Origin of the sequence: Nonomuraea sp. NPDC005983 (assembly GCF_040614375.1) — a bacterium.
Classification (GTDB): Bacteria; Actinomycetota; Actinomycetes; order Streptosporangiales; family Streptosporangiaceae; genus Nonomuraea.
The window spans coordinates 129,650-151,976 of the sequence record NZ_JBEXUP010000004.1 but is presented as its reverse complement, the minus strand read 5'-3'; the positions used below and the strand labels follow the sequence as shown (position 1 = coordinate 151,976).

Below are 22,327 nucleotides of genomic sequence, written 5' to 3'. Positions count from 1 at the left end.
GTTCAGGCGGTCATCGCACCCCTTCCGTTCCAGGTGCTGTACAGGCGGCCCATCCGGAACGTATGCAGAAGAGCCGCCCGCATGACGTCCCGCCGACACCGATCGGCCTACGGTCAGGCCGGAAACGCCAGGAGCCGGATCCCGGGCCGGCCCTGACCGCACGAAAGCCGGACGACTACCGCGCCGACGAGCTGACGGGCGTCGCGAGACAGGGCGCAGCGCCTGTGGTGTTGCTGCGTGCTCCCTCGCGGATGAGGGGTGTAGCAAGGTCGGTGCGCAGGTTCGCTCACGAGGGTTTCCTCGATCGCCCGGCACGTTTCCCGACCTCCTTCCTCCGGTCAGCTCGCCCTCACGCGGCTCATTCAGGGACGTCGCGCTCGTCGCGCAGGTCGCGCAGGTCGCGCTGGTCGCGCACTGCCGTCCTGTCACGCACAGCCAGGAGCTCCGGGTTCAGGATGTCCGGGCTCAGGATGATGTTGACCGTCTGATGGGCTGGCCCGTTGGTGTTGGCGGACTGGGCGCGGGCACGCGCGCGGGCGCGGGCGAAGGCACGGCCGAAGGCCCTGCTCCAGGCGCGGCTCCACCTCGACGGCTCATCGTCGAGCTTTTTCGTCAGGGTTGCGGTCTTCGCCTCCGCGCCCGTCGTGGTGGTGACCGCGCTGAGGGTCACCATGCCTCCGGCGAGAACGCCACTCACCGCCAGCGTGCTCAGGATCTTCTGTATCGCGCGCATATCGCATTCACCCTTCGCGAAATGGGGTTGATCGACCGGGAGGATCCTCCCGCCCATCAGCTTCTCCTGCGAAGATATGCGACAAACCTTCATTCCGTCCTTTACAATTCCTTTAACCGAATGTCATCGCATTCATCTAGATTTCCCTTTTGCCCGACATTATGGGCAATATTCTGGTCTCGGATGGGAAATAGGGTTCGCGCGGCGAAGTTGGATATTATCCGGCCAACCTGGACGCCGTTGGAATCCGGTTTGGCCTCAAGGCCCACATTGTCCAGCTCAAAGCGGGTGGCCGCGCCAAGGACGCGGTTGGCCGCAAAGGAGAAGGCAAATGACAAGTTAAGCGACTTTCGCGCCCAGGCCTCACCTTTCGTGTCGTCCAACCGGAAAGGTCGCGTGCAGGACGAATGCGGCGCTGAGCAAATCGCCCAGAGATCGCCTCGGCCGCCGTCCTGGCCCGGTGGTTTCGCCGTCCAGGTTCGGCTTATGCCCGCTGCTCGGACTCGACGATGAGCGTGTGATCGAGGCCTGTACGAAAGGAGCCGCGAATGGTCAAATGTGTGACGGCCGGGATGCGGCGGCTGAAGACGCACCCGGATGCCGCACGCGTAGGAAGTGGTCGTGCCCCTTTCGCCGGTTACAGGATTGCCCTCGACGCCGATTACGGCGACGTTGCCGTCGTCCATTCGATCGTCCCGCGCGCCCAGGGAATACCCGAACGCGCGTCCGAGCAGGAGAAGCTCACGGTGATCACCCGGCCGCGGTCATGACCCTCAACTGGGCCAGCGGGGCCGGCTACGGCGCGGTGGTCAACAACCAGAGGTTCGGGTCCACCGCCTCGTCGGCCTACCGCGTCCGGCTGACCGTGGTCTCCGACTGATCGGGATCGATTGCGCGGTGTCCGTCGGCAACGCCTACAGTGCAAGGGCCGATCTCTCCGCGGGGCGGTCGGCCCTCCCCCCTTCGCCGACGAGACATGAGCCGGGTCATTGTCCACAACACGTAGCGAGCTCCTGCACCCCCAGGCCGGTCGTGAGGTGGCGCGTCTTGGCTGGCTGGACGCCCTTCGCGGGATAGCCGCCGTCGCCGTCGCGATCCACCATTCCACCTTCGTCTACACGCCCCAGGCCCGGGCCGCGGTCATCGGCTGGTTCAACCCCGGCGTCTGGGGCGTGATGGTGTTCTTCCTGGTCAGCGGGTACATCATCCCGGCCTCGCTGGAGCGGCACGGCTCCGTGCGGCGGTTCTGGGTGAGCAGGTTGTTCCGGATCTACCCGCTCTGGATCGTCGCGGCTGTGGCGCTCCTGCTGCTGGCGGTCGTCGGGGTCAGCCAGGTGCGCGGGGAACTGTACCGGTTCGACCCGGTGACGGCCGTGCTGGCACACGTGACGATGATGCAGGACCTGCTCGCGGTGCCGAACGCGGTCAACGTGCTGTGGACGCTCTCGTACGAGATGGCGTTCTACCTCGTGGTCGTGGGGCTGTTCGCGGTCCGGTGGCACGGACGGTCGGTGTCGCTGGTCGCCGTCTTCACAGTGGGCGGGGTGGTCCTGGGGGGCCTGGGGCCCGCGCTGTTGCTGAGCGGCTCGGCCGGAGCTCCGGTCGCGGTCGCTGTCACGACCCTGGTCATGGTGGCCGCGATCGGGTCGGCGTGCGTCTCCCGTCCGGCGTTGCGCCGGGCCGGGATGCTGGCGGGCGGCGGGCTCGCGCTGGTCCTGGTGGTCCTGAACGGCAGGCTGTCGCCGTGGTTCGGGCTGTCGATCCTGGCGGTGATGTTCAGCGGGACCGTCCTGCACCGTGCCGAGAACGGCACCGTGCGGTGGCGGACGGCGGTGCTGGCGTGCGCGGGCGTGCTGGCCGTCACCGTGGCGCAGGGGTGGTGGCACCCCGAGGAGGTCGAGGGCGGCCCGGTCTCCTGGACGGTGTCGCTGGTGCTCGCGGCGGTCACGTTCGGCGCGGGCATGGGGCTGCGGCACCGGCGGGTGCCCGGGTGGCTGGCCGGGCTGGGCATGATGAGCTTCTCGGTCTACCTGCTCCACCCGCTGCTGCTGAAGGTCTCCGACGCGACGGTCGGCCGCTGGCGGGACTATGACAACCCGGCTCCCCTGGTGGTGTTCCTGGCGATCCTGCTGATGGTCTGCTGGGCGACGTACCGCTTCGTCGAGAGACCGATGCAGCGCAGGGGCCGGGAACTGGCTCGCCGGATGTCCTGACCGGTGCCGGACAATCCGCTGGAACTCGTGGCCTCGAGTGTGCCAGCATGCCGACGGTGTATGACGATCAGGCTCTGGCGGGCCTCATGGCGGAGTCCTTCGGGCGGCGGCCGGTCGGCACGGCCAGGCTGAGGGGTGGCAGCAAGAAGGGCGTCTACCGGCTCACCTTCGACGACGGGAGCACCGCCGTCCTCTACGTCTGGAACGAGTCCGAGAACTACTGGCCCGCGAACGCGGCCGACGACGGCCCGCTGTCCGACGCGTCCGGGCTGGACCTGTTCGAGGCGAGCAAGGCCAGACTGGACTCGCTCGGCGTCAGGACCCCGCACGTCCACGCGATCCGCAGGCCCGACCTGGCGCTCGTCGAGGACGTGCGCGGAGGCACGCTGGAGTCGCGGTTGGAGGACGACCCCGTGCCCGCGCTGCGCGGGCTGGCCGCCGGCCTGGAGGCGATGCGGCAGCACCAGGACCCGCGCCTGGGCAGGGTCGGCCAGATCGAGACGGAACCGCAGGACCGCTCGTGCCAGCGGATCGTCCTCGACCGGGCGGAGCGCGACCTGCGGGAGGCGGCCTCTCGGGTCGACGCGGTCGCGGACGCGCGCGACAGGCTGGAGAACCTCCTGCACCGGTGTTACGCCGATGTCAGGCCCAGGTCGGGCCACTCCCTCATCCACGGGGAGCTGGGCCCCGACCACGTGCTGGTGGACGAGCAGGGCGAGCCCGTACTCATCGACATCGAGGGCACGATGTTCTTCGACGTCGAGTGGGAGCACGTCTTCCTCCAGATGCGGTTCGGCGACCACTACCGGTGGCTGCGTGCCGACGGCCTCGACGAGGCCCGCATGGAGCTCTACCGGCTCGCCATGCACCTGTCGCTGGTCGCCGGCCCGCTCAGGCTCCTGGACGGCGACTTCCCTGACCGCGAGATGATGCTGGGCATCGTCAGGCACAACCTGGAACGCGTCCTCGCCTACCGGTGAGGGGCCCTTGCGCGCCTGACGGAAATCGTTAACCCTTAGGAAAGTTTCCTTTTAGCTTCCTTTGGGGGCGCGGATGCGCAAGCGCGCGATCGCCGCCGGAGGCGCGGCGCTCCTGCTGGTCGCCGGGTGCGCGCCGCCCCCCTCGGGTGGCGACCCAGTCAACGCCGAGGACGTCATGTTCGTGCAGATGATGGTCCAGCACCACAGGCAGGGCATCGAGCTCGTCAAGGTCGGCGAGGCGAAGGCGACCACGCCTGAGCTGAAGACGCTGGCCGCGGCGATCGAGACCACGCAGCAGGACGAGGTCGAGATGATGCTGCGCTGGCTGCACGCGTGGGACCAGCCGCTGACCGCGCCGACGCGGGCGCACGAGCACCACGGCGGCATGCCCGAGACCGACCGCAGGAAGATCGCCGCCCTGAGGTCGTCCGGGCACTTCGAGCGGGACTTCCTCACCCTGCTGATCGCCCACCAGGGCGACGCCGTCCGGATGGCGGGGAACGAGGAGTCCGGGGGAGCCGATCCGGCGGTCAAACAGTGGGCCGCCCAGGTGGAGGCGTCACGCAAGGCGCAGATCCAGCAGATGCGGGGCTTCCTGAAGCGCTGAGGATCAGCGCCCGACCCTGGCGACGAAGTCGCCAGGCCGCAGCGTGCCCCTGCGGTTGATGACCACGCCGGAGTAGTACCAACCGGCACCGCCGACGGCGACGGCGGCCAGCGCCAGGACGACCGCCACCACCCGCGCGACAATGCGCCTCATGCGCGAAAAATACCGAGTCCTCATAGACGCGTATAGCGAGAAGTGATTAGATGACTTGATATGTCCGAGGTAACGCGGCCGACCCTTTCCGACGCTCTGACCGAGCGCATGCTGGAGCTCATCCGTACGGGCGGGCACCAGCCGGGCGACCGGCTGCCCTCGACCAGGGAGCTCTCCCAGCGCTTCGCTGTCACCACCCCGACACTGCGCGAGGCGCTACGCAGACTGGAAGCCACCGGTGCCATCGAGATGAGGCACGGTTCCGGCATCTACGTCGGCGCCGCCATCGGGCGGATCGTGCTCCCGAACCCCAACATGCGCGAGATGCACGGCGCCCAGCTCCTGGAGCTGCTCGGCGCCCGCATCGTCATCGAGCCGCCGCTGGCCGCGCTGGCCGCGGAACGTGCCACCAGCGAGGAGCTGGAGGCGCTCAGAGGTGTGCTCGACGACGCGGCGAGGCACCTGCGGGGACAGGACGCCGAGCTGCACGACGCCAATATGACCTTCCACCGGGCGACCGCGCGGCTCGCGGGCAACAGCGTGTTGCACGAGGTCGTCGACTCGCTGCTGACGATCCACGGGCCGGAGCAGCGGCAGATCCTGCAGATCTTCGACGACCGGAGCCGCGACTTCGACGAGCACCAGGCGATCCTCGAGGCCATCGAGGCCCGTGACGCCGAGGTCGCCGAAGAGCGCATGCGGGCCCACCTGGTGGACGTCAGGACAGTAATAGAGCAGCGGTTGCAACACCCCCCCAAGTGAAACAAGGAGGCCGGGGCATGATCCGGTCACGCATGGCCACGCTCGGCGTGGCGGCTCTCGTTCTCGCCGCGTGCGGTGGCAACGGCGGAAGCGGTGCCGACGCGCCGAAGAAGACCGAGTTGACGCTGTACAACGACAAGGGCGCGTGGAGCAAGTACTTCGACGAGATGGGCGCCCTGTCCAAGCAGCAGATCGGCCTGGGCATGAAGCCGACCGGCTATACCGACTCCGCGCAATACCAGGCGTTCATCAAGGCGTCGTTCCGCACCAACGTCAAGCCCGACCTGTTCACCTGGCAGACCGGCGGGACGCTGGCGGAGATCGTCAAGCAGAAGCAGGTGGCCGACACCTCGGCCATCTGGCAGGAGGCGATCAAGGCGGGCGACCTGCCCCAGGAACTGGCGCCGTACTACACGGTCGACGGCAAGCAGTACTGCGTGCCGCTGAACGTCGCCTACTGGGGGATGTTCTACAACAAGCAGGTCTTCGACAAGTACCAGCTGAAGCCCCCGACCACCTGGGACGAGCTGGTCAAGGTCGCCGACACGCTGAAGAAGAACGGCGTCAAGGCCTTCTACCACACCAGCGTGCTGTTCTCCTTCGTCTGGTTCGAGCAGCTCATGGCGGGCACCGACCCCGACCTGTACGACCGCCTGTCCACCGGCCAGGCCAAGTACACCGACCCGGGCGTCGTGCAGGTGATGGAGAAGTGGAAGCAGCTCATCGACGCCGGGTACTTCGTCAACCCGGGTGACAAGACGGACCCGGCCGACCTGCTGAAGAGCGGCAAGGCCGCGATGGTCTCGTCCGGCACCTGGTTCAACACGTCCATGACGCAGCGCGACCTGAAGGCGGGCACCGACTACGGCTTCTTCACGATCCCCAACGTGAACGCCTCGCTGCCGAAGACGTCCATCATCTTCGAGAGCGGCCCGCTCTGCTCGCTGGCCAAGGCGCCCGACGCCGACGCCAGCACGAAGTACCTCAAGTGGTGGACCTCCGCCGGAGCCCAGGAGAAGTGGGCGACGAGCAGGGGCGACGTCTCGGCCAACCCCAAGGTGACGATCAAGGACGAGGCGCTCGGCCAGATCACCAAGGACGCGGGCAGCGGCAAGTACCGGCTGGTCAACCGCTACTTCGAGGCCACGCCGCCGCCGGTGCTGTCGGCCGCGCTCGACGGCTTCGGCAAGTTCGTCAACGAGCCCGGCACCTACCAGGAAGTGCTCCAGACCATCCAGAAGGCCGCCGACGAGTACTGGAGCACCCATCAGTGAGCGAGGGAGCGCCGTCGCCTCACGGAGTGAGGCCATGAGCCGTGAGGGAGCGCCGTCGCCTGGACTGAGGAGTGGCGGGAGCGTAGCGACCAGAGTGACGAGGGAAGGCGGCGGGTTTGAGCGACCGAGCCCGCCTCACGGAGTGAGGCCATGAGCACGCGCGCTCCCATACTCGGCCGGTTCCGGCATGGGTACGTGGCCCCCGCGGCGCTGCTCGTCGCGGGGCTGCTCTACGCCCCCTTCCTGTGGACCGCGTACCTCAGCTTCACCCGGTACGACGGCCTCGCCTCGCCCGAATGGATCGGTTTCCACAACTTCGCCAAGCTGTTCGACGACCCGGCGCTGCTCACCTCGATCCGCAACACGCTGATCTGGGTGGTCGGCACGATGGTGCTGCCGGTGGGTCTCGGCCTGCTGGTGGCCGTCCTGTCGTACGACATCAAGGGCGGCGCCTGGTACCGGGTGCCGTTCATGCTGCCGTACGCGCTCAGCGGCGCCGGGCTCGCGCTGGTGTGGAGCCCGATCCTGTCGCACGACGGCATCGCCAACCAGATCCTCGGCGTCGACACCGCGTTCCTGCAGAAGGCGCCGCACAACACGATCGCCATGCTGCTCGTCTGGACCTGGCAGCAGCTCGGCGTCAACACGCTGCTGTTCGTGGTCGGCCTGCAGTCGATCCCCAAAGAGCCGATCGAGGCCGCGCGGCTCGACGGCGCGTCGGGCTGGACCCTGTTCAGGCACGTCATCTGGCCGCTGATGAGGCCGCTGACCGCGGTCGTCGTCGGGCTGGCGCTGGTGGCGAGCCTGAAGACGTTCGACATCGTCTGGGTGCTGACCCAGGGCGGGCCGGGACGCAACTCCGAGACGCTCGCGGTGACCATGTACAAGGAGACGTTCGTGGCCAGTGACTACGGCTACGGCTCGGCCGTCGCGGTCGTGCTGACCGTGGTCACCGGGCTGGCGTCCTTCCTCTACCTCAGGAGGCAGGTGCGATGATCCGGCGTGCCGTCCTCGTCGTGCTCGGCCTGATCTGGCTGGGGCCGACGTACCTGCTGCTCGTCAACGCCTCCAGGCCCGCGGCCTCGTACGACGCGAGCAGCGCGTGGTTGCCGTCCGGCGACTTCTCGCTGTTCGAGAACTTCGGCCGGGCGCTGGAGAGCGCGAACCTGGGCGACAGCCTGGCCAGCACCGCGCTCTACGCCGTCGTCTCGCCCGTCCTGGGCGTGCTCATCGGGGCGCTGGCCGGATACACGATCGTGGTGCTGCGGCTGCGGCGCGGGTTCTGGTGGTTCCTGCTGATCTTCGGTGGAACGATCTTCCCGTCGCAGATGCTGCTCGTGCCGCTGTTCGTCGGCTACAGCGACGCCGGGCTGTACGACAGCCGGCTCGGCATGATCCTCATCTACACGGCCATCAACGTGCCGCTGGCGGCGTTCGTGCTGCGCAACTTCTACACCGGAGTGGCCTTCTCGATCTTCGAGGCCGCCCGGATGGACGGCGCGTCCACCTGGCGCATCTTCTGGCGGGTCTACCTGCCGATTTCCACCAGCGCGCTCGCGGCCGTGTTCATCCTCGAGTTCACCTTCATCTGGAACGATTTGATCTTCGGTCTGACCTTGACACAGACCGAGAACGTGCGGCCGGTGATGACCGCGCTGGCCGGGCTGATGACCGACGTCTACGCCGGTACCCCGGTACCCGTCGGCCTGGCGGCGGGGCTGGTCTGCTCGCTGCCCACGGTCCTGCTGTTCCTGGCCACCCAGCGCCTCTTCGCCCGAGGCCTGTCTCTAGGGAGTGTTTGATGACGAGCCGGTTGTTGCAGCGGAGCCTCGGTTCCCCCGACTACGACGGGATCAGGCAGGCGCTGCGCAACGACACCTCGACCCCGGTGATCAGTGTGCGCGGCCTGGAGGTCCGGGTCGCCGTGCTGCCGCTGTTCACCCACGACGGCCGGCAGGCGATCAGGGTCTCGAGCACCCAGCCGCTGACGCACGTGCTGGTGGGCGTCGACAGCGCGTCGGGCACCGACGTGACGCTGCTCGTGCCCGAGGTGAGCGAGCCGCGCGAGTTCACGCTGGAGTCGCGGGACGACGCGGGCGTGGTCGGCTCCGCGCGGATCACCGTCACGCCGCAGCGCAAGTGGAGCGTGTTCGTCGTCCACCACTCCCACCTGGACATCGGCTACACCGACCCGCAGGGCACCGTCCTGCGGCACCACCTCGACTACCTCGACGCGGCGGTCAGGCTGGCCGAGGAGACCGCCTCCTGGCCCGACGACGCCAAGTTCAGGTGGACGGTCGAGTCGTCGATGCCCGCCCTGAAGTGGCTCGGGGCGCGTCCGGCCGAGCAGGTCGAGGCCTTCGCCGCGCTGGCCCGCGAGGGCGTCATCGAGGTGACCGCGCTGCCGTTCCAGCTCCACACCGAGGCGTGCTCCACCGAGGAGCTGTACCGGCAGCTCCGCTTCACCACCCAGCTCCAGGAGAAGTACGGCTTCGCCACCCGCTCCGCCATGCACACCGACGTGCCCGGCGCCGTCGTCGGCCTGGTCGACGCGCTGAACGCGGCCGGGGTGCGCTACCTGGCCGCCGCGCACAACTGGGCCGGGCGGTCGGTGCCGTACCTGCACGGCGGCGACAAGCTGACCAGGCCGTTCCGCTGGCGGGCGCCCAGCGGTAACGAGGTGCTGGTCTGGTTCACCGACACCCCGCACGGCATGGCCTACATGGAGGGCAACACGGTCGGGCTGACCGACTCCTACGAGCTGGCCGACGACCTGCTGCCCCGCTACCTGTCGGCGCTGGCCTCGCGCGGCTACCCGTACGGGCCCGGCACGTTCGGCTGGCAGGGCCCCGACGCGCCGCGCGAGCCGTACGAGCTGGACGTGCTGCACCTGCGCGTGCAGGGCGCGCACGCCGACAACGCGGGCCCCTCGATCGTGCCCGCGTCGATCGCGCGCCGGTGGAACGAGCAGTGGGCGTTCCCACGGCTGCGCTCGGCGGTCAACAGCGACTTCTTCGCGCACGTGGAGGAGCACTATCACGACCGGCTGGCCGTCCACGAGGGCGACTGGACCGACTGGTGGGCCGACGGGCTCGGCTCGGGCGCGCGCCCGCTCGGCTACGTCCGGCGCGCGCAGTCGGCGCTGCGCGCCGCCGAGACCCTGCACACGATCGCGGGCGCGGACGCCACCGGCGAGATCGACGAGGCGTACGACAAGGTGGCGCTGTTCAACGAGCACACCTGGGGCGCGGCCAACCCGTGGGAGGACGCCGAGGAGGCGGGCGACTCGGGCGGCCTGCAGTGGACCCGCAAGTCGTCGGGCGCCTACGACGCCCAGGACGACGCCTCCGACCTGCTCCAGGCCGCCACCCGCCGGTTCGCCGCCGCGCTCTCCGGCCCAGCGGAGGAACCCGCGGAGGAACCCGCGGAGCGGGCCGCGCTGGCCTCGTTCGCCGTCTTCAACCCGGGCACCCGCACCCGCACCGACGTCGTGCGGGCGTTCCTGCCGCGGGACGTCGTCGCGGCCAACGTGCCCATCGCGCTGGTGGACGCGCGGACCGGCGAGACGCTCGCGCACCACGAGGAGGTCGTGGACCCGGCCGAGTGGCCGACCCGGCCGATCGGGCGGCACCTGCACGCGGTCGTCCCCGAGATCCCCGGCTTCGGATACGCGCGGCTCGACGTGGTCCGCGCCGAGGCCCTGGCGCCCAAACCGGTCGCGCTCGACCTGGGCGGCGTGATCGAGAACGAGTTCTACCGGGTGGCGTACGACGTCCACGAGGGCTACATCAGCTCCATCTTCGACAAGAAGGCGGGGCGTGAGCTGGTCAACGCCGACGCCGCGGCCGGTTTCGGGCAGTACGTCTACGACCGGTACGCCACCGCCCCGCACTTCAACCACATGTCGGGGCACGTGGGGGCGCACGACAGGACGCTGCTCGGCGACCGTGCCATCGGCAGGAACGCCACCGTGCTCAAGGCACAGCGCACCGCCGTCGGCGAGAAGCTGGTCATCGAGCTGCAGGGCAAGGGCGTCGACTGGCTGCGCACCACGATCGAGCTGCACCACGGCGTCGCCCGCCTCGACCTGACCTACCAGCTCGCCAAGCAGGGCACCCCGGCCAAGGAGGCCGTCTTCCTGGCCTTCCCGTTCGCGTCCGGCCCCGCCTCGGCCTGGGAGCTGACCGGGGGCGTGGGCGGCCCGGACGTGCCCCGGGTGCCCGGCTCGGCCGAGTACATGCTGCCGATCAGGCACTGGATCGCCTTCGAGGACCCGGAGTTGACCATCGCCTGGGCCACCCTGGAAGCGCCGCTGGTGCAGCTCGGCACGATCCACATGCCGTACGCACCGTTCCCGCCGACCCTAGAAGAGGAGCAGGGGACGGTTTACTCCTGGGCGCTGAACAACATCTGGGACACCAACTTCCCCTCCCAGCAGCAGGGCGAGACGACGTTCAGGTACGCCGTCACGTCCGAGGTGGGCGTGCCCGGCAGGCGGCTGGGCGCGCGGGCGGCGGCCGGGCTGACGGACCAGTTCGTCGGCGCGCTGCTACCCGAGGGCCCGGCTGGGAGCGCAGCCCCGGCGACCCGCTCGTTCGTCACCGCCGACCACCCCGACGTGCTGGTCAACTCGATCGGGCAGGCGGGAGCCGAGCACGTGGTGCGGCTGCAGTCGCTGGCCGACGAGCCGGTCGAGGTGACGGTCAGCCTGCCGGGCCTGCGCACGGCCCGGGCGAGCGCGGGCCTGGAGCGCGAGCGGGAGCAGCTCGACGTAGTAGACGAATCGGTCAAGGTGCGGCTGCCCGCCTGCGGGGTCGCCGCCGTTTGGGGGACGTGCGAGTGAAGATCGTAGACATCCGGGCCACGACGGTCGCCGTCCCGCTGGAGGCGCCGCTGCGCCACAGCAACGGCGCCCACTGGGGACGGTTCGTCCGCACGATCGTCGAGGTCGAGGCCGACAACGGGCTGATCGGCCTGGGGGAGATGGGCGGCGGCGGGGAGAGCGCGGAAGCGGCCTTCCGCGCGCTCCTGCCGTACCTGAAGGAGCACGACCCCTTCCAGCTGGAGGCGCTGCGGTTCAAGATCGCCAATCCGACCGCGTCGCTCTACAACAACCGCACCCAGCTCCTCGCGGCCATCGAGTTCGCCTGCCTCGACTTGATCGGGCAGCATCTCGGCGTCCCGGTCTGCGACCTGCTCGGCGGGCGCATCCGCGACGCGGTGCCGTTCGCGTCCTACCTGTTCTTCCGGTACGCGGCCGAGGGGTACGCCGAGATCCGCACGCCTGACCAGCTCGTGGAGCACACCCGCGAGCTGAAGGCGGCGCACGGGTTCACCGTGCACAAGCTCAAGGGCGGCGTCTTCCCGCCCGACTACGAGCTGGAGTGTTACCGCGCGCTGGCCGAGGCGTTCCCCGGCGACCGGCTCCGCTATGACCCGAACGCGGTGCTGTCGGTCGCCGAGGGGCTGCGGTTCGGCCGCGCCATCGAGGGGCTGAACAACGACTACCTGGAGGACCCCGTCTGGGGGCTCGAAGGGCTCAGGGCCGTGCGCGAGCAGGTCAAGGTGCCGCTGGCGACGAACACCGTCGTCGTCAACTTCGAGCAGCTCGCCTCGAACGTGCTGCGCCGCAGCGCCGACGTGGTGCTGCTGGACACCACGTTCTGGGGCGGGATCCGGCCGTGCATCAAGGCGGCGGGGGTGTGCGAGACGTTCCAGCTCGGGGTGGCGGTGCACTCGTCCGGGGAGCTGGGCATCCAGCTCGCGACGATGCTGCACCTGGGCGCGGTGCTGCCGAACCTCACGTACGCGGCCGACGCCCACTATCACCAGCTTCGCGACGACGTGATCGAGGGCGGCAAACTGGCCTACTCGGAGGGCGGCATCGCCGTGCCGACGGGGCCGGGACTGGGCGTGAAGCTGGACAGGGAGCGTGTCGCCCGCTACGCGGAGCTTTATCGCGAAATAGGCGGTTATCCGTACGATCGCGACCCTGGACGGCCCGGTTGGTACGCCCAGGTGCCGAATGAGCGCTTTGCTGACCCCGCTATTTCAGGAGATGTCGCTACATAATTAGCCGTCATGGCTGAAGAACAGCGGCAACCTGCCGACAACCTCGTCACCACCCAGCATGCGCTCGCCGACGGCCGGCCGTACACCGCGACGACCGGCACCGTGGTCCTGCGCGAGGAGGTGACGACCGACGGCAGGTTCGACGGCCACCGGCCCAAGGCCGAGGTGTTCGTCACCGCCTACACGCTCGACGGCGCGGACCCGCTGACCAGGCCCGTCACGTTCGCCTTCAACGGCGGGCCCGGCTCGTCGAGCGTGTGGCTGCACCTCGGCGTGCTCGGCCCGCGCCGGGTGCTGATGGGCGACGCGGGGGCGCTGGCCGACCACCTGCAGACCCGTTACGGCATGTACCTCAACGGCCTGATGCTCATCTCCACCGTGCTCGACTTCGGCACGGTCCACTTCGCCATGACCTCCGGAGGAAGCCCGGTCCTTGAGGGCCGGGCGGAATCCGGATCCCGCGAGGGGTGGCCCTGCGGAGTCGGGACAACCTAGGGCGCGAAGCGCACATAACCTCACCTTCTCCCGTTCGCTGACGGATCTTTCTGTGCTGCGGCAAAATGCGAACGTGCGTACGGCGTACAAGGTGCGGGTCTACCCCACCCCCGAACAGGCTGTGGTGCTGAACCGCACGTTCGGCTGCGTACGCCTGGTGTGGAACAAGGCGCTGGCGTGGCGAGTCCACCGCTACCGCGCCGACGGGATCACGACGTCCTACGCGCAGAGCGACCGGTATCTGACCGAGTTGAAGCGCGATCCCGAGTTCGGGTTCCTGTTCGAGGTCTCCTGTGTGCCATTGCAGCAGACGTTGCGGCACCAGTACACGGCGTTCGTGAACTTCTTCGCCGGACGCGCCCGCTATCCCCGGTTCAAGTCCCGGCACGGCAAGCAGTCGGCGACCTACACACGCTCGGCGTTCCGCTGGAAGGACGGGCGGCTGTTCTTTGCGAAGATGGACGCGCCGGTCGCGTTCGTGTGGTCCTGGCCCGGCGTGGACCTTGCCACGCTGAACCCGACGACGGTGACCGTCTCGCGCGACCCCGATGGCCGGTGGCACGCCTCCTTCGCCGTTGAGACCGCCGGCGAACCCGGGCAGGCCCCGGCCACCGGCTCGGCGGTCGGTGTGGACCTGGGGGTCAAGGACTTCGCGGTCCTGTCCACCGGGGAGCGCATCGCCAATCCCCGTCATCTGGAACGCAAGGCGAAGAATCTGGCTCGCTACCAGCGGCGCATGGCCCGCAAACAGCGCGGCTCCAACAACAGGAACAAGGCGAGGGCGAAGGTCGCCCGCGCGCACACCAAGGTCCGTGACGCCCGCGCCGATTTCCTGCACAAGACCAGCGCCCGCCTGGTACGCGAGCACGACCTGATCGTGATCGAGGACCTGGCCGTCAAGAACATGGTCCGCAACCGTAGCCTCGCGCGGGTCATCTCCGACTGCGGATGGGGCGAGTTCCGGCGCCAGCTGCAGTACAAGACCGCCAGACAGGGGCGGCACCTGATCGTGATCGACCGCTGGTACCCCTCCAGCAAGACCTGCTCGGCGTGCGGGCACCTGCTCGCCGAACTCTCGCTCAACACCCGGACGTGGCACTGCCCGTCCTGCGGCACCCGGCACGACCGGGACATCAACGCTGCCAAGAACATTCTGGCCGCTGGTCAAGCGGTGTCCGCCTGTGGAGCTGACGTGAGACACTCCGGGTCCTCCCGGGTGCGGTCGGCTGTGAAGCAGGAAACCTCACTCGCGAGGGTGGGAATCCCCCTCCTTTAGAAGCGGGGAGGAAGTCAAATGATGTACGTTCACGAGCCGAGCCGCCTCCGGCAGTCGGCCGACCTGGCGGCGTTCGTCCGAGGGGTCTGAACTGGGAAAATAGGCCGTGTAACGCCCGGCGAGGATCGGCGAGTCATAACTTTGGGTATACCTGTCAACACGCTAGGTTACCGATCGAGGAACTCGCCGACCGAGGACACCACCGTGCGGCCGACCGTCCGGGCTGTCGGCGACGCGCTCGACGGCCACCGGCCGAGCCACGGGCGCCGCTGAACGACCGCGGCGGCTCCGGTTTCCGGGATCGGCCACACCGAACCAGGGCGCACAGAAAGCGGGTCGGCCATGGGCAGCATCGCAGGATCCCAACACGCTGGAACGGGCCGTCGCCGCGCCGGCCGCCCGCCGGGCCCGTCCGGCCCGCGGAGCCGCGCGCCGGTCGCGCGTTCGGCCGGTTCGCGGCCTTCCACGCCGCGCAGGCCGTTCTTATCCCGCCCCGGCGCCGCCCTTCAGCGCCCCGCGACGGCTGCTGGAAGTCGGCGCCGCGGGCAGGCGGTCGTCAGGCCAGGTAGCGGCCCGGTCGGCGCGCAGCCGGGCGTGTCCGGTGGAAGACGGGCTCGCCCGCAGGTGGGCGTCGGGTCAGCCGGAGGCCCGGTTCTGCGTCGGCTCAGCCTTTCGGCGGGGGATCGTCACCGCCGGGCGCGGCCGGTCGGCGGTGTGCCGCGGCGGCCTCCGGCGGCGCCGCGCGTTCGGCCGGCTCGCGGCCTCCCGCACCGGCCTCCGCCGGCACCGGCGCCGCGAGTCCCGCGTGCCGTGCACGCCAGGCTGCTGACAGGTAGCGGGCGCGCGGCCATCACGCGCTCGCGCGGTTTATTACCCGAGGGCTTATTACCCGTGCGCTCTCTGCCCGTGCGCCTATTGCCCGTGGCCGTCACTCGGGGAGGGCCGCCGGGTTGCGCGCGAGCAGGCCGCCGTCCACGCGGTGCTCGGCGCCCGTGATGAACGACGAGCGCGGTCCCGCCAGGAACGCCACCAGCTCGGCGACCTCCTCCGGCCTGCCGACCCGGCCGAGCGGGTGCGCCCGGCCCCACTGCGCGACCTGCTCCTCCTGTGACAGCGAGCCCCGCCACAGGTCCGCGGCCCAGCGCAGCATCGGCGTGTCGACCGAGCCGGGGCAGACCACGTTCACCCTGATGCCGTCGGCCGCGTGGTCCAGCGCCATGGCCTTGGTCAGGCCGTTCAGCGCCGCCTTGCTCGCCGTGTAGGCCGCCACCTGCGCCTGCGAGGCGAACGCCTGCACCGACGACATCACCACGATCGACCCGCCGCCCCGCGCCTTCAGCCGGGGGATCGCCGCCTTGCAGGTCAGGTAGACACCCTTGAGGTTGATGTCCAGGACCTCGTCCCAGACGTCCTCGGGGGTGTCGACCACGGTGCCGTACCGCTGCACGCCCGCGCACGTGGCCACGATGTCGAGCCCGCCATACCTGGCCACGGCCAGGTCCACGAGGTCGCGCATGTCGCCGGCCCGCCGCACGTCCGCGACCACGCCGGTGACGTGCTCGCTGTCGAGCACCGCGTCCTTGTCGGCGCCGCAGAAGACCACGGACGCCCCACCGTCGGCCAGCCGGTCCACCACCGCCCGGCCGATCCCCATCGAGCCGCCCGTGACCAGCGCGACCTTTCCTTCGAACTCACTCATGTCAGCACCTCCACGCGAAACCGCGACGTCCTCGTCTCGTGCGGTCCCAAGCTAAGCGCCGTGCCGTTCGCCACGGCCGCGGCCAGCCCGTCGGTGGGCATGCTGGAGAACGGTTCCAGCCCGATCGTGTACGCCCGGCCCCACCACGGGTAACCGGTGGACGCGCCGAGCTCCTGCCACATCCACAGGTACGGCAGGAGCGTCGCGTCCCACTCCACGCGCAGCCCGACGTCCCCCACGATCTCGTACCAGCCCTCGCTGAAGCCGGTCAGGTAGACGATGTCGCTCGGCGCGCCGTGCCCGGGGACCACGCTGAGGTCCGTCTCGCCGCCGCCCTCGGCGGGCACGACCGGCCACCGCCACGGCCCACCTGCCTGCACCCGGCGCCCGGCGGGGTTGATCGCGCTGTCGTGCGGGACCACGGTGACGCCTTCCGGCAGCCTGATCCTGGCGCCCGGCCGCAGGAACGGCTCGCCGTACACGATGTGCTGGCCCCACATGGCGTGCAGGTCGAGCCCCGAGTCGTTGGATGCGCGTCCCTCGACCTCCAGCGCGGCCGTGCCCGACGCCAGCCGCATGGTCCGCTCCAGCCGGTACGGCAGCCGCCTGGTCCGCACGCTCAGCCGGACGGCCACCTCCTGCGGGGAGTCGGCCAGCACCTCGACCTCCCACGGCAGCCCGGCCACCTCCCCGTGCTGCGCCAGCCGCGCGCCCCGGTACTCGCTCGGCGCGCCGCCGCTGGGGAAGATCTCCTGCCAGCCGCCCTCGTAGTGGTCGATGAACTGCGCGACGTCGTCCGCCGCCCCCTGCAGGTGGTCGTGCGGATTGCGCAGGCCCTGCGGGGAGAGCCAGACGAAGTCCGTGTCGGTGGGCTTGTGCAGGAACTCCACCACGTCGCCGCCCTTGTCGGGCACGACGGTCACGCGCAGCGCCTCGTTCTCAAGCACGACCGCCCGCAGCCCGTCGATCGTGACGAGCCGCAGGCGAGCCGCCCAGTTCCGTCTCACTCGAAGCTCACGTCGATGAACCGCGGGCGGTAGATGGAGACGTCCCGGTAGTGGTCGGTGTTGACGAAGCTGTTGACGTTGTACGAGACGACCAGCCCGTTGCCCGAGACGTCCGGGTGCGCGTGGGCGTTGTACGTGAAGATGTTCCCGCCCGTCTCCGGGGTCGTGTAGACGAGCTGCTTGCCGGTGAACGGGCCGGTGGGCGAGCACGAGGTGTAGGCCACGATCCGCGGGCTCAGCACCTCGCTCGTGTCATGCGTGATCAGGACGTAGCCGTTGCCCACCTTGGTCACGCTGTACTCGTTCGCCACCCCGCTCATCATCCGGGCCGAGTCGGCCTCGTCCGGCGACCAGGTGCCGTCGGCCTTCATGAACTCCCACCGGCCGAGCAGGCTCTGCCCCTTGACCCTGGCGAGGTGCATGTACTTGGGCGAGCCCAGGTCCTCCACGCCGTAGACGTAGGTGTAGCCGCCCTCCTTGAGTGTCGCGGACGCCCAGGAGACGCCGTGGCCGGAAGGCAGGTCGTGGACGTCGATCGGCTGGTTCAGCCGGCCCGGGACGAAGCGGGCGACCACGTTCTTGTGCCAGCGCCAGTCCCAGGCGCCGGTGCCGTACCGCTCGTACTCCTGGTAGGTCGCCTCCACCACGCCACCGGCGAGGGTCGCGTCGCCGGCCCAGTACCAGTGGTTCTGGTCGCGGGGCGGCATCACGGCCTTCGGCTGCTCCTGCGTCCCGTCGTGGATCGTGGAGAGCCTGCCGTCCTGCTCGACGGCGAAGGAGTTGTTGAGGAAGACGGTCGTCCCGCCCTCCTCGACGACCGGCGGCCTGGAGCCGTCGGCGTTCACCTGGCCGAGGAAGGTGTCGGAGAAGATCCACAGCTCCTTGCCGCTGGGCAGCCTGAGCGAGTACGTCCCGTCGGCGCCGGTCCAGTCGTCGGTGCGGCTGTTGTCGTTGCCGTAGTTGGTGAACAGGCTGGTCAGCCGGGCGTCGACGGTCGCGCCCTTGACGGCGGGGGCACACGCGGACGCGGCGGTGGCGGCCCGCTCGGTCGTGGCGGCCCGCTCGGTCATGGACACGGAGGGAGTGGGCTTGGGCGGTGCGGCCACCGCCTGGTGCGGCACGGCGGTGAGGCCGAGCAGCGCGACGCCGAGGGGGATGAGGGCGGACCGGAATCGCGTCATCGGACGTTCCTAGGGGGAAGGGGAGAAGTTCCCTACAGTTCTAGTCATTAGATCACTTACTGTCTACCCCCTCTGTGAGCCCGCCCTCATCGCGCCGTTACGTCATCGCTGTCCCGGCTTGTCCACGAGCTTCGTTTCGAGCTGGGCCGTGAGGGTGAGCGGCGTGCCCGCCTTGACGAAGATCGACGGGGTGCTGGTGTACTTCATCGTCCTGTCCTTCACCGTCACGCCGTAGGTGCCGAGGAAGCGTGCTTCGGGTGCCCGGTCCCTGCCCGTGTGATCCACAAGGTGCGGCGCTCGTCGTCGATCGCGTACCAGACGCGCCCGCCTGACGTGGCCTCGTACTGCCACTGTTCCAGCGCGTCGCCCCCCACCTTCACAACGCCGAGAGCGCCTTTGAGTGGATGCTGGCGGCTGTCGACATGCCGCGGGTCGCCGGTGATGGCGACCCAGGCCCTGTCGAGGTTCTCCTGGGCGTGGGCGAGCAGATGGCTCCAGCCCTCGGCGGCGCGGCGGTCGGCGAAACGCACGCGCCACGGATGAGGCCGGGGAACATCGTCACCTCGGCCGGCCATCAGGACTCGTCGATGGGGCGAGGAACGTCCGGCCCGTCGCCGGTGAACGGGCCCTGCAGTTCACGGGCGAGCTGCGGGTCGCTCCAGACGATCGCGGTGGATCGCCAGGAGGCCAGCGCGCGTCCGAACGGCAGCAGCTCGCCGGTGTCGGCTCCCGCGATCAGGTGGCCGAGCAGTTCACGCACGCACTCATGGCGCTCGGTGTCGGGCAGCCAGGTGACCCAGGGGAGTTCCTCGGTGAGAACCTCCTCGGCGAGGTCGCTGTTACGGCGGGCGACGATGGCCAGGGCCCGGGCGGCGATACGCAGGCTGGCCGTACCGGCCTCGAAACGCTCCGCCCGCATCAAGATGAGGTTCTCGTCGTCGCGCCGCTCGAGGATGACGTCGGCGCTTTCCAGCGACGGGAGGACCTGCGATGGGCCTCGCAGAAAGGCGCTGTACGGAAAGCTCTTCGTCGTCACGACCACAGTCTATCTGAAGTAGTTCAGACATGCTGGTGCCGCGGGTCGGCCGCCTTTCCCGGTGTGTCGAGCGCGGGCACACGGCTCTGGGGCGCGGGGGCGCGTCCGGGCGGCAGGCTGGCGGAAAACGTGGTGACCGGCGGGGAAGGTGGTCGATACCCTACGGCGGGAGCTGGAGGGGATTGAAGTGCCGCACGTCGAAGTTGGACATCTGACCTATGTGCTGCCCGATGGGCGGCCGTTGCTGACCGATGTCTCCTTCAGGATCGGCGAAGGGGTCAAGGCCGCGCTCGTCGGGCCCAACGGGGCGGGGAAGACCACGCTCATGCGGCTCGTCGCGGGTGATCTGCAGCCTGTTGAGGGGAGCGTGGCGAGCTCCGGCGGGCTGGGGGTGATGCGGCAGTTCGTGGGTAGCGTCCGCGACGGCAGCACGGTGCACGACCTGCTGCTGAGCGTCGCGCCGCCCGCCGTGCGGCTGGCCGCGGAGCGGCTGGCGCAGGCGGAGCTCGTGATGATGGAGCGCGACGACGAGAAGGCGCAGCTCCGCTACGCCCAGGCCATCAGCGACTACACCGACGCCGGTGGTTACGACATCGAGGTCCTGTGGGACACGTGCACGGTCGCCGCGCTCGGCGCGCCGTACGACAACGTGAAATATCGGGACGTGTCCACGCTGTCCGGCGGCGAGCAGAAGCGGCTCGTCCTCGAAGCCCTGCTCAGGGGCCCCGACCAGACGCTGCTGCTCGACGAGCCCGACAACTATCTGGACGTCCCCGGCAAGGAGTGGCTGGAGCAGCAGCTCAGGGAGACGCCGAAGACCGTTCTGCTGGTCAGCCACGACCGCCAGCTGCTGGCGAACGCGGCCGACCGGATCGTGACCGTGGAATCCGGAAATATCTGGATTCATGGTGGCGGGTTCGCCACCTACGCCGAGGCCCGCAAGGCCCGCAACGAGCGGCTCGACGAGCTGCGCAGGCGCTGGGACGAGGAGCACGCCAAGCTCAAGGCCCTGGTCGTCATGCTCCGTGACAAGGCCAGGTACAACGACAGCATGGCCCCGGCCTACCGGGCGGCCCAGACCCGGCTGCGCAGGTTCGAGGAGGCCGGTCCGCCCGAGCAGGCGCCCAACGACCAGAACATCAGCATGCGACTTAGAGGCGGGCGCACCGGCAAGCGGGCGGTCATCTGCGAGGGCCTGGAGCTGACCGGTCTGATGCGCCCGTTCGACCTGGAGGTCTGGTACGGCGAGCGCGTCGCGGTGCTCGGCTCGAACGGGTCGGGCAAGTCGCACTTCCTGCGGCTGCTCGCGGGCGAGCAGATCGGCCACTCCGGCGTCGCCAGGCTCGGGGCCAGGGTCGTGCCCGGCCACTTCGCCCAGACGCACGCCCGTCCCGACCTGCTCGGACGGACGCCGGTCGAGATCGTGATGACCGAGCACGCCAGGCTGAAGAACGAGGCGATGAAGGCGCTGGCCAGGTACGAACTGGCCGGGAGGGTCGCCGAGCAGCGGTTCGACACGCTGTCGGGCGGCCAGCAGGCACGGCTGCAGATCCTGCTCCTGGAGCTGTCGGGCGCGACGCTGCTGCTGCTCGACGAGCCGACCGACAACCTGGACCTGGCCAGCGCCGAGGCGCTTCAGGCCGGTCTGGACGCCTTCGACGGCACGGTCATGGCGGTCACCCACGACCGCTGGTTCGCCGCGGATTTCGATCGGTTCCTGGTGTTCGGTTCCGACGGAACCGTCTACGAGTCGCCGACCCCGGTCTGGGACGAGGCCCGGGTGGTGCGTCCCCGTTAAAGAGTTGGTACGGCCGTCGCGTGTCCTCTGCCAGAGGCGCTCGTGAACCGGCTATCACGGCAAAGTGATCCCGTGTAGTCGAACCGTCAGCCTCCTCGCACTCGGGGCGATCTGCCTCGCCGGGTGCTCCAGCGAGGAACAGAAGCCACAACAGCAGCTCAAACCGCTCGCCCTCAAAGAGCAGGTGTCGAACATCGTCAAGTCCGGCAGCGGGTACGCCGTGAACTGGGCCGGAGTGCTCACGAACAGCAACCCGTGGCACTTCGGCGAGCACGTGGTCGCCACGGTCGTCGCCCGCGACGCCGGAGGCGCCGAGGTGGTCAGGATGGACCAGCCGCTCGACGCGGTGCCGCCGGGAGGGTCGCTGGCCTTCACCGGCCAGGCGACCGCCACGGCGAAGCCGGCGAAGGTGACGATCGACTACCGGCCGGCCCAGTGGCGTCCCGCGGCCCGCATCGTCTCGGCGTTCAAGCAGTTCCCCGTCTCACGGGTGCAGACACTGCCTCAGAAGGACGGGTCGTACCTCATCACCGGATACGTCTCCAACCCGTACCAGCTCGCCGCCAGCAGCCTGGTGGTGAACGCGTTGCTGCGCGACAGCTCGGGCAAGCTGCTCGGCGGCGGCAGTACGTTCGTGGACGACGTCAAGGCGGGCGATCCGCCGCGCTTCATCCTGACCGTCGAGGGCCTGCCGCGGGGCACCAAGGTGGCCAGCACGGAGGTGACCGCCCGCACCTGGGGCTCGACCGCCCGCCCCTTCGAGGACCTGGCGCTCGGCGGCGCGGTGCCGGTGCACACGGTCAAGCCCACCACGGAGCCGTTCGCCGTGGACCGCGGCTCCCAGGCGATGCAGATGGCCGACCACAAGCAGTGACCGCCGCGCCCTGCGCGGGCGCGGCGGAAACGCGTTCCTCAATAAAGCGATAAATCAGGCACAAACCAAATCGCGGACGAATACGTGCGTGTCGTGCAAATGGCTAAAAACGTTTATGGCTGTGCGGTTAGCAAGGGATGCCATTCCCGCTGAATCGGTAGAACTGC

Annotated in this window: 21 protein-coding genes; 14 read left to right on the top strand and 7 right to left on the bottom strand. The window is 69.4% G+C overall.

From position 1 onward, the window contains the following. Window positions 1–358: 358 nt before the first annotated feature. Entirely contained in the window at window positions 359–790 is a 432-nt protein-coding gene (locus ABZ297_RS04025; RefSeq protein WP_355339000.1) for a hypothetical protein, read from the bottom strand. 491 nt (window positions 791–1,281) lie between these two features. On the opposite strand from ABZ297_RS04025, the gene ABZ297_RS04020 reads away from it, so the two are divergent. The 4 genes from ABZ297_RS04020 to ABZ297_RS04005 all read left to right on the top strand — a co-directional run bounded on the left by ABZ297_RS04020 (window position 1,282) and on the right by ABZ297_RS04005 (window position 4,533). Continuing rightward, window positions 1,282–1,503 (top strand): hypothetical protein, encoded by a 222-nt coding sequence (locus ABZ297_RS04020; protein WP_355338997.1) that lies wholly within the window; start codon window positions 1,282–1,284, stop codon window positions 1,501–1,503. A 219-nt stretch (window positions 1,504–1,722) separates the two neighbouring features. Next, window positions 1,723–2,946 (top strand): acyltransferase, encoded by a 1,224-nt coding sequence (locus ABZ297_RS04015; RefSeq protein ID WP_355338994.1) that lies wholly within the window; start codon window positions 1,723–1,725, stop codon window positions 2,944–2,946. Window positions 2,947–3,002: 56 nt separating this feature from the next. Continuing rightward, a complete protein-coding gene (locus ABZ297_RS04010) occupies window positions 3,003–3,926 on the top strand; it encodes a phosphotransferase (protein WP_355338991.1) in 924 nt (307 codons plus the stop codon). A 73-nt stretch (window positions 3,927–3,999) separates the two neighbouring features. After that, entirely contained in the window at window positions 4,000–4,533 is a 534-nt protein-coding gene (locus tag ABZ297_RS04005; protein WP_355338988.1) for a DUF305 domain-containing protein, read from the top strand. Between the two features lie 3 nt (window positions 4,534–4,536). Here ABZ297_RS04005 and ABZ297_RS04000 read toward each other — a convergent pair whose 3' ends face one another. Beyond that, a complete protein-coding gene (locus ABZ297_RS04000; RefSeq protein ID WP_355338985.1) occupies window positions 4,537–4,686 on the bottom strand; it encodes a hypothetical protein in 150 nt (49 codons plus the stop codon). Window positions 4,687–4,746: 60 nt separating this feature from the next. Between ABZ297_RS04000 and ABZ297_RS03995 the strand changes: the two genes are divergently transcribed. From ABZ297_RS03995 to ABZ297_RS03960, 8 genes are all read left to right on the top strand, one after another. After that, the gene (locus ABZ297_RS03995; protein WP_355338982.1) at window positions 4,747–5,448 is read left to right on the top strand and encodes a FadR/GntR family transcriptional regulator; all 702 of its coding nucleotides are present in this window, start codon (window positions 4,747–4,749) and stop codon (window positions 5,446–5,448) included. A 17-nt stretch (window positions 5,449–5,465) separates the two neighbouring features. After that, window positions 5,466–6,722, top strand: a complete 1,257-nt coding sequence (locus tag ABZ297_RS03990; RefSeq protein ID WP_355338979.1) for an ABC transporter substrate-binding protein — start codon at window positions 5,466–5,468, stop codon at window positions 6,720–6,722. Window positions 6,723–6,872: 150 nt separating this feature from the next. Beyond that, window positions 6,873–7,718 (top strand): sugar ABC transporter permease, encoded by an 846-nt coding sequence (locus ABZ297_RS03985; protein ID WP_355338976.1) that lies wholly within the window; start codon window positions 6,873–6,875, stop codon window positions 7,716–7,718. Beyond that, window positions 7,715–8,524, top strand: a complete 810-nt coding sequence (locus tag ABZ297_RS03980; protein ID WP_355338973.1) for a carbohydrate ABC transporter permease — start codon at window positions 7,715–7,717, stop codon at window positions 8,522–8,524. Before ABZ297_RS03985 ends, ABZ297_RS03980 begins: the two co-directional genes overlap by 4 nt. Beyond that, entirely contained in the window at window positions 8,524–11,565 is a 3,042-nt protein-coding gene (locus ABZ297_RS03975; RefSeq protein WP_355338970.1) for a hypothetical protein, read from the top strand. Before ABZ297_RS03980 ends, ABZ297_RS03975 begins: the two co-directional genes overlap by 1 nt. Next, entirely contained in the window at window positions 11,562–12,794 is a 1,233-nt protein-coding gene (locus tag ABZ297_RS03970) for an enolase C-terminal domain-like protein (RefSeq protein ID WP_355338967.1), read from the top strand. The genes ABZ297_RS03975 and ABZ297_RS03970 overlap by 4 nt, the downstream gene beginning before the upstream one ends. Window positions 12,795–12,803: 9 nt before the next feature. Continuing rightward, a complete protein-coding gene (locus ABZ297_RS03965) occupies window positions 12,804–13,289 on the top strand; it encodes a hypothetical protein (protein WP_355338964.1) in 486 nt (161 codons plus the stop codon). A gap of 73 nt (window positions 13,290–13,362) precedes the next feature. Then, on the top strand, window positions 13,363–14,565 hold the full coding sequence (locus tag ABZ297_RS03960) for a transposase (RefSeq protein ID WP_355338961.1): 1,203 nt from the start codon (window positions 13,363–13,365) through the stop codon (window positions 14,563–14,565). Window positions 14,566–15,493: 928 nt separating this feature from the next. Here the strand turns inward: ABZ297_RS03960 and ABZ297_RS03955 are convergent. From ABZ297_RS03955 to ABZ297_RS03935, 5 genes are all read right to left on the bottom strand, one after another. Then, window positions 15,494–16,264, bottom strand: a complete 771-nt coding sequence (locus ABZ297_RS03955; protein WP_355338958.1) for an SDR family oxidoreductase — start codon at window positions 16,262–16,264, stop codon at window positions 15,494–15,496. Next, on the bottom strand, window positions 16,261–17,271 hold the full coding sequence (locus ABZ297_RS03950) for a DUF4432 family protein (protein ID WP_355338955.1): 1,011 nt from the start codon (window positions 17,269–17,271) through the stop codon (window positions 16,261–16,263). The genes ABZ297_RS03955 and ABZ297_RS03950 overlap by 4 nt, the downstream gene beginning before the upstream one ends. Beyond that, window positions 17,268–18,452 carry a DUF4185 domain-containing protein gene (locus ABZ297_RS03945; RefSeq protein ID WP_355338952.1) on the bottom strand — a complete coding sequence of 395 codons (1,185 nt, stop codon included), beginning with the start codon at window positions 18,450–18,452 and terminating at the stop codon, window positions 17,268–17,270. The genes ABZ297_RS03950 and ABZ297_RS03945 overlap by 4 nt, the downstream gene beginning before the upstream one ends. Before the next feature lie 224 nt (window positions 18,453–18,676). Further along, window positions 18,677–18,982 (bottom strand): hypothetical protein, encoded by a 306-nt coding sequence (locus tag ABZ297_RS03940; protein WP_355338950.1) that lies wholly within the window; start codon window positions 18,980–18,982, stop codon window positions 18,677–18,679. A gap of 44 nt (window positions 18,983–19,026) precedes the next feature. Beyond that, window positions 19,027–19,488, bottom strand: coding sequence for a hypothetical protein (locus tag ABZ297_RS03935; protein ID WP_355338947.1), 462 nt, complete (start codon window positions 19,486–19,488; stop codon window positions 19,027–19,029). Window positions 19,489–19,675: 187 nt separating this feature from the next. On the opposite strand from ABZ297_RS03935, the gene ABZ297_RS03930 reads away from it, so the two are divergent. Next, complete coding sequence (locus ABZ297_RS03930) at window positions 19,676–21,286, top strand: ATP-binding cassette domain-containing protein (RefSeq protein ID WP_355338944.1); 1,611 nt, start codon at window positions 19,676–19,678, stop codon at window positions 21,284–21,286. Window positions 21,287–21,350: 64 nt separating this feature from the next. Further along, window positions 21,351–22,160 (top strand): hypothetical protein, encoded by an 810-nt coding sequence (locus tag ABZ297_RS03925; protein WP_355338941.1) that lies wholly within the window; start codon window positions 21,351–21,353, stop codon window positions 22,158–22,160. The last annotated feature ends 167 nt before the right edge of the window (window positions 22,161–22,327 follow it).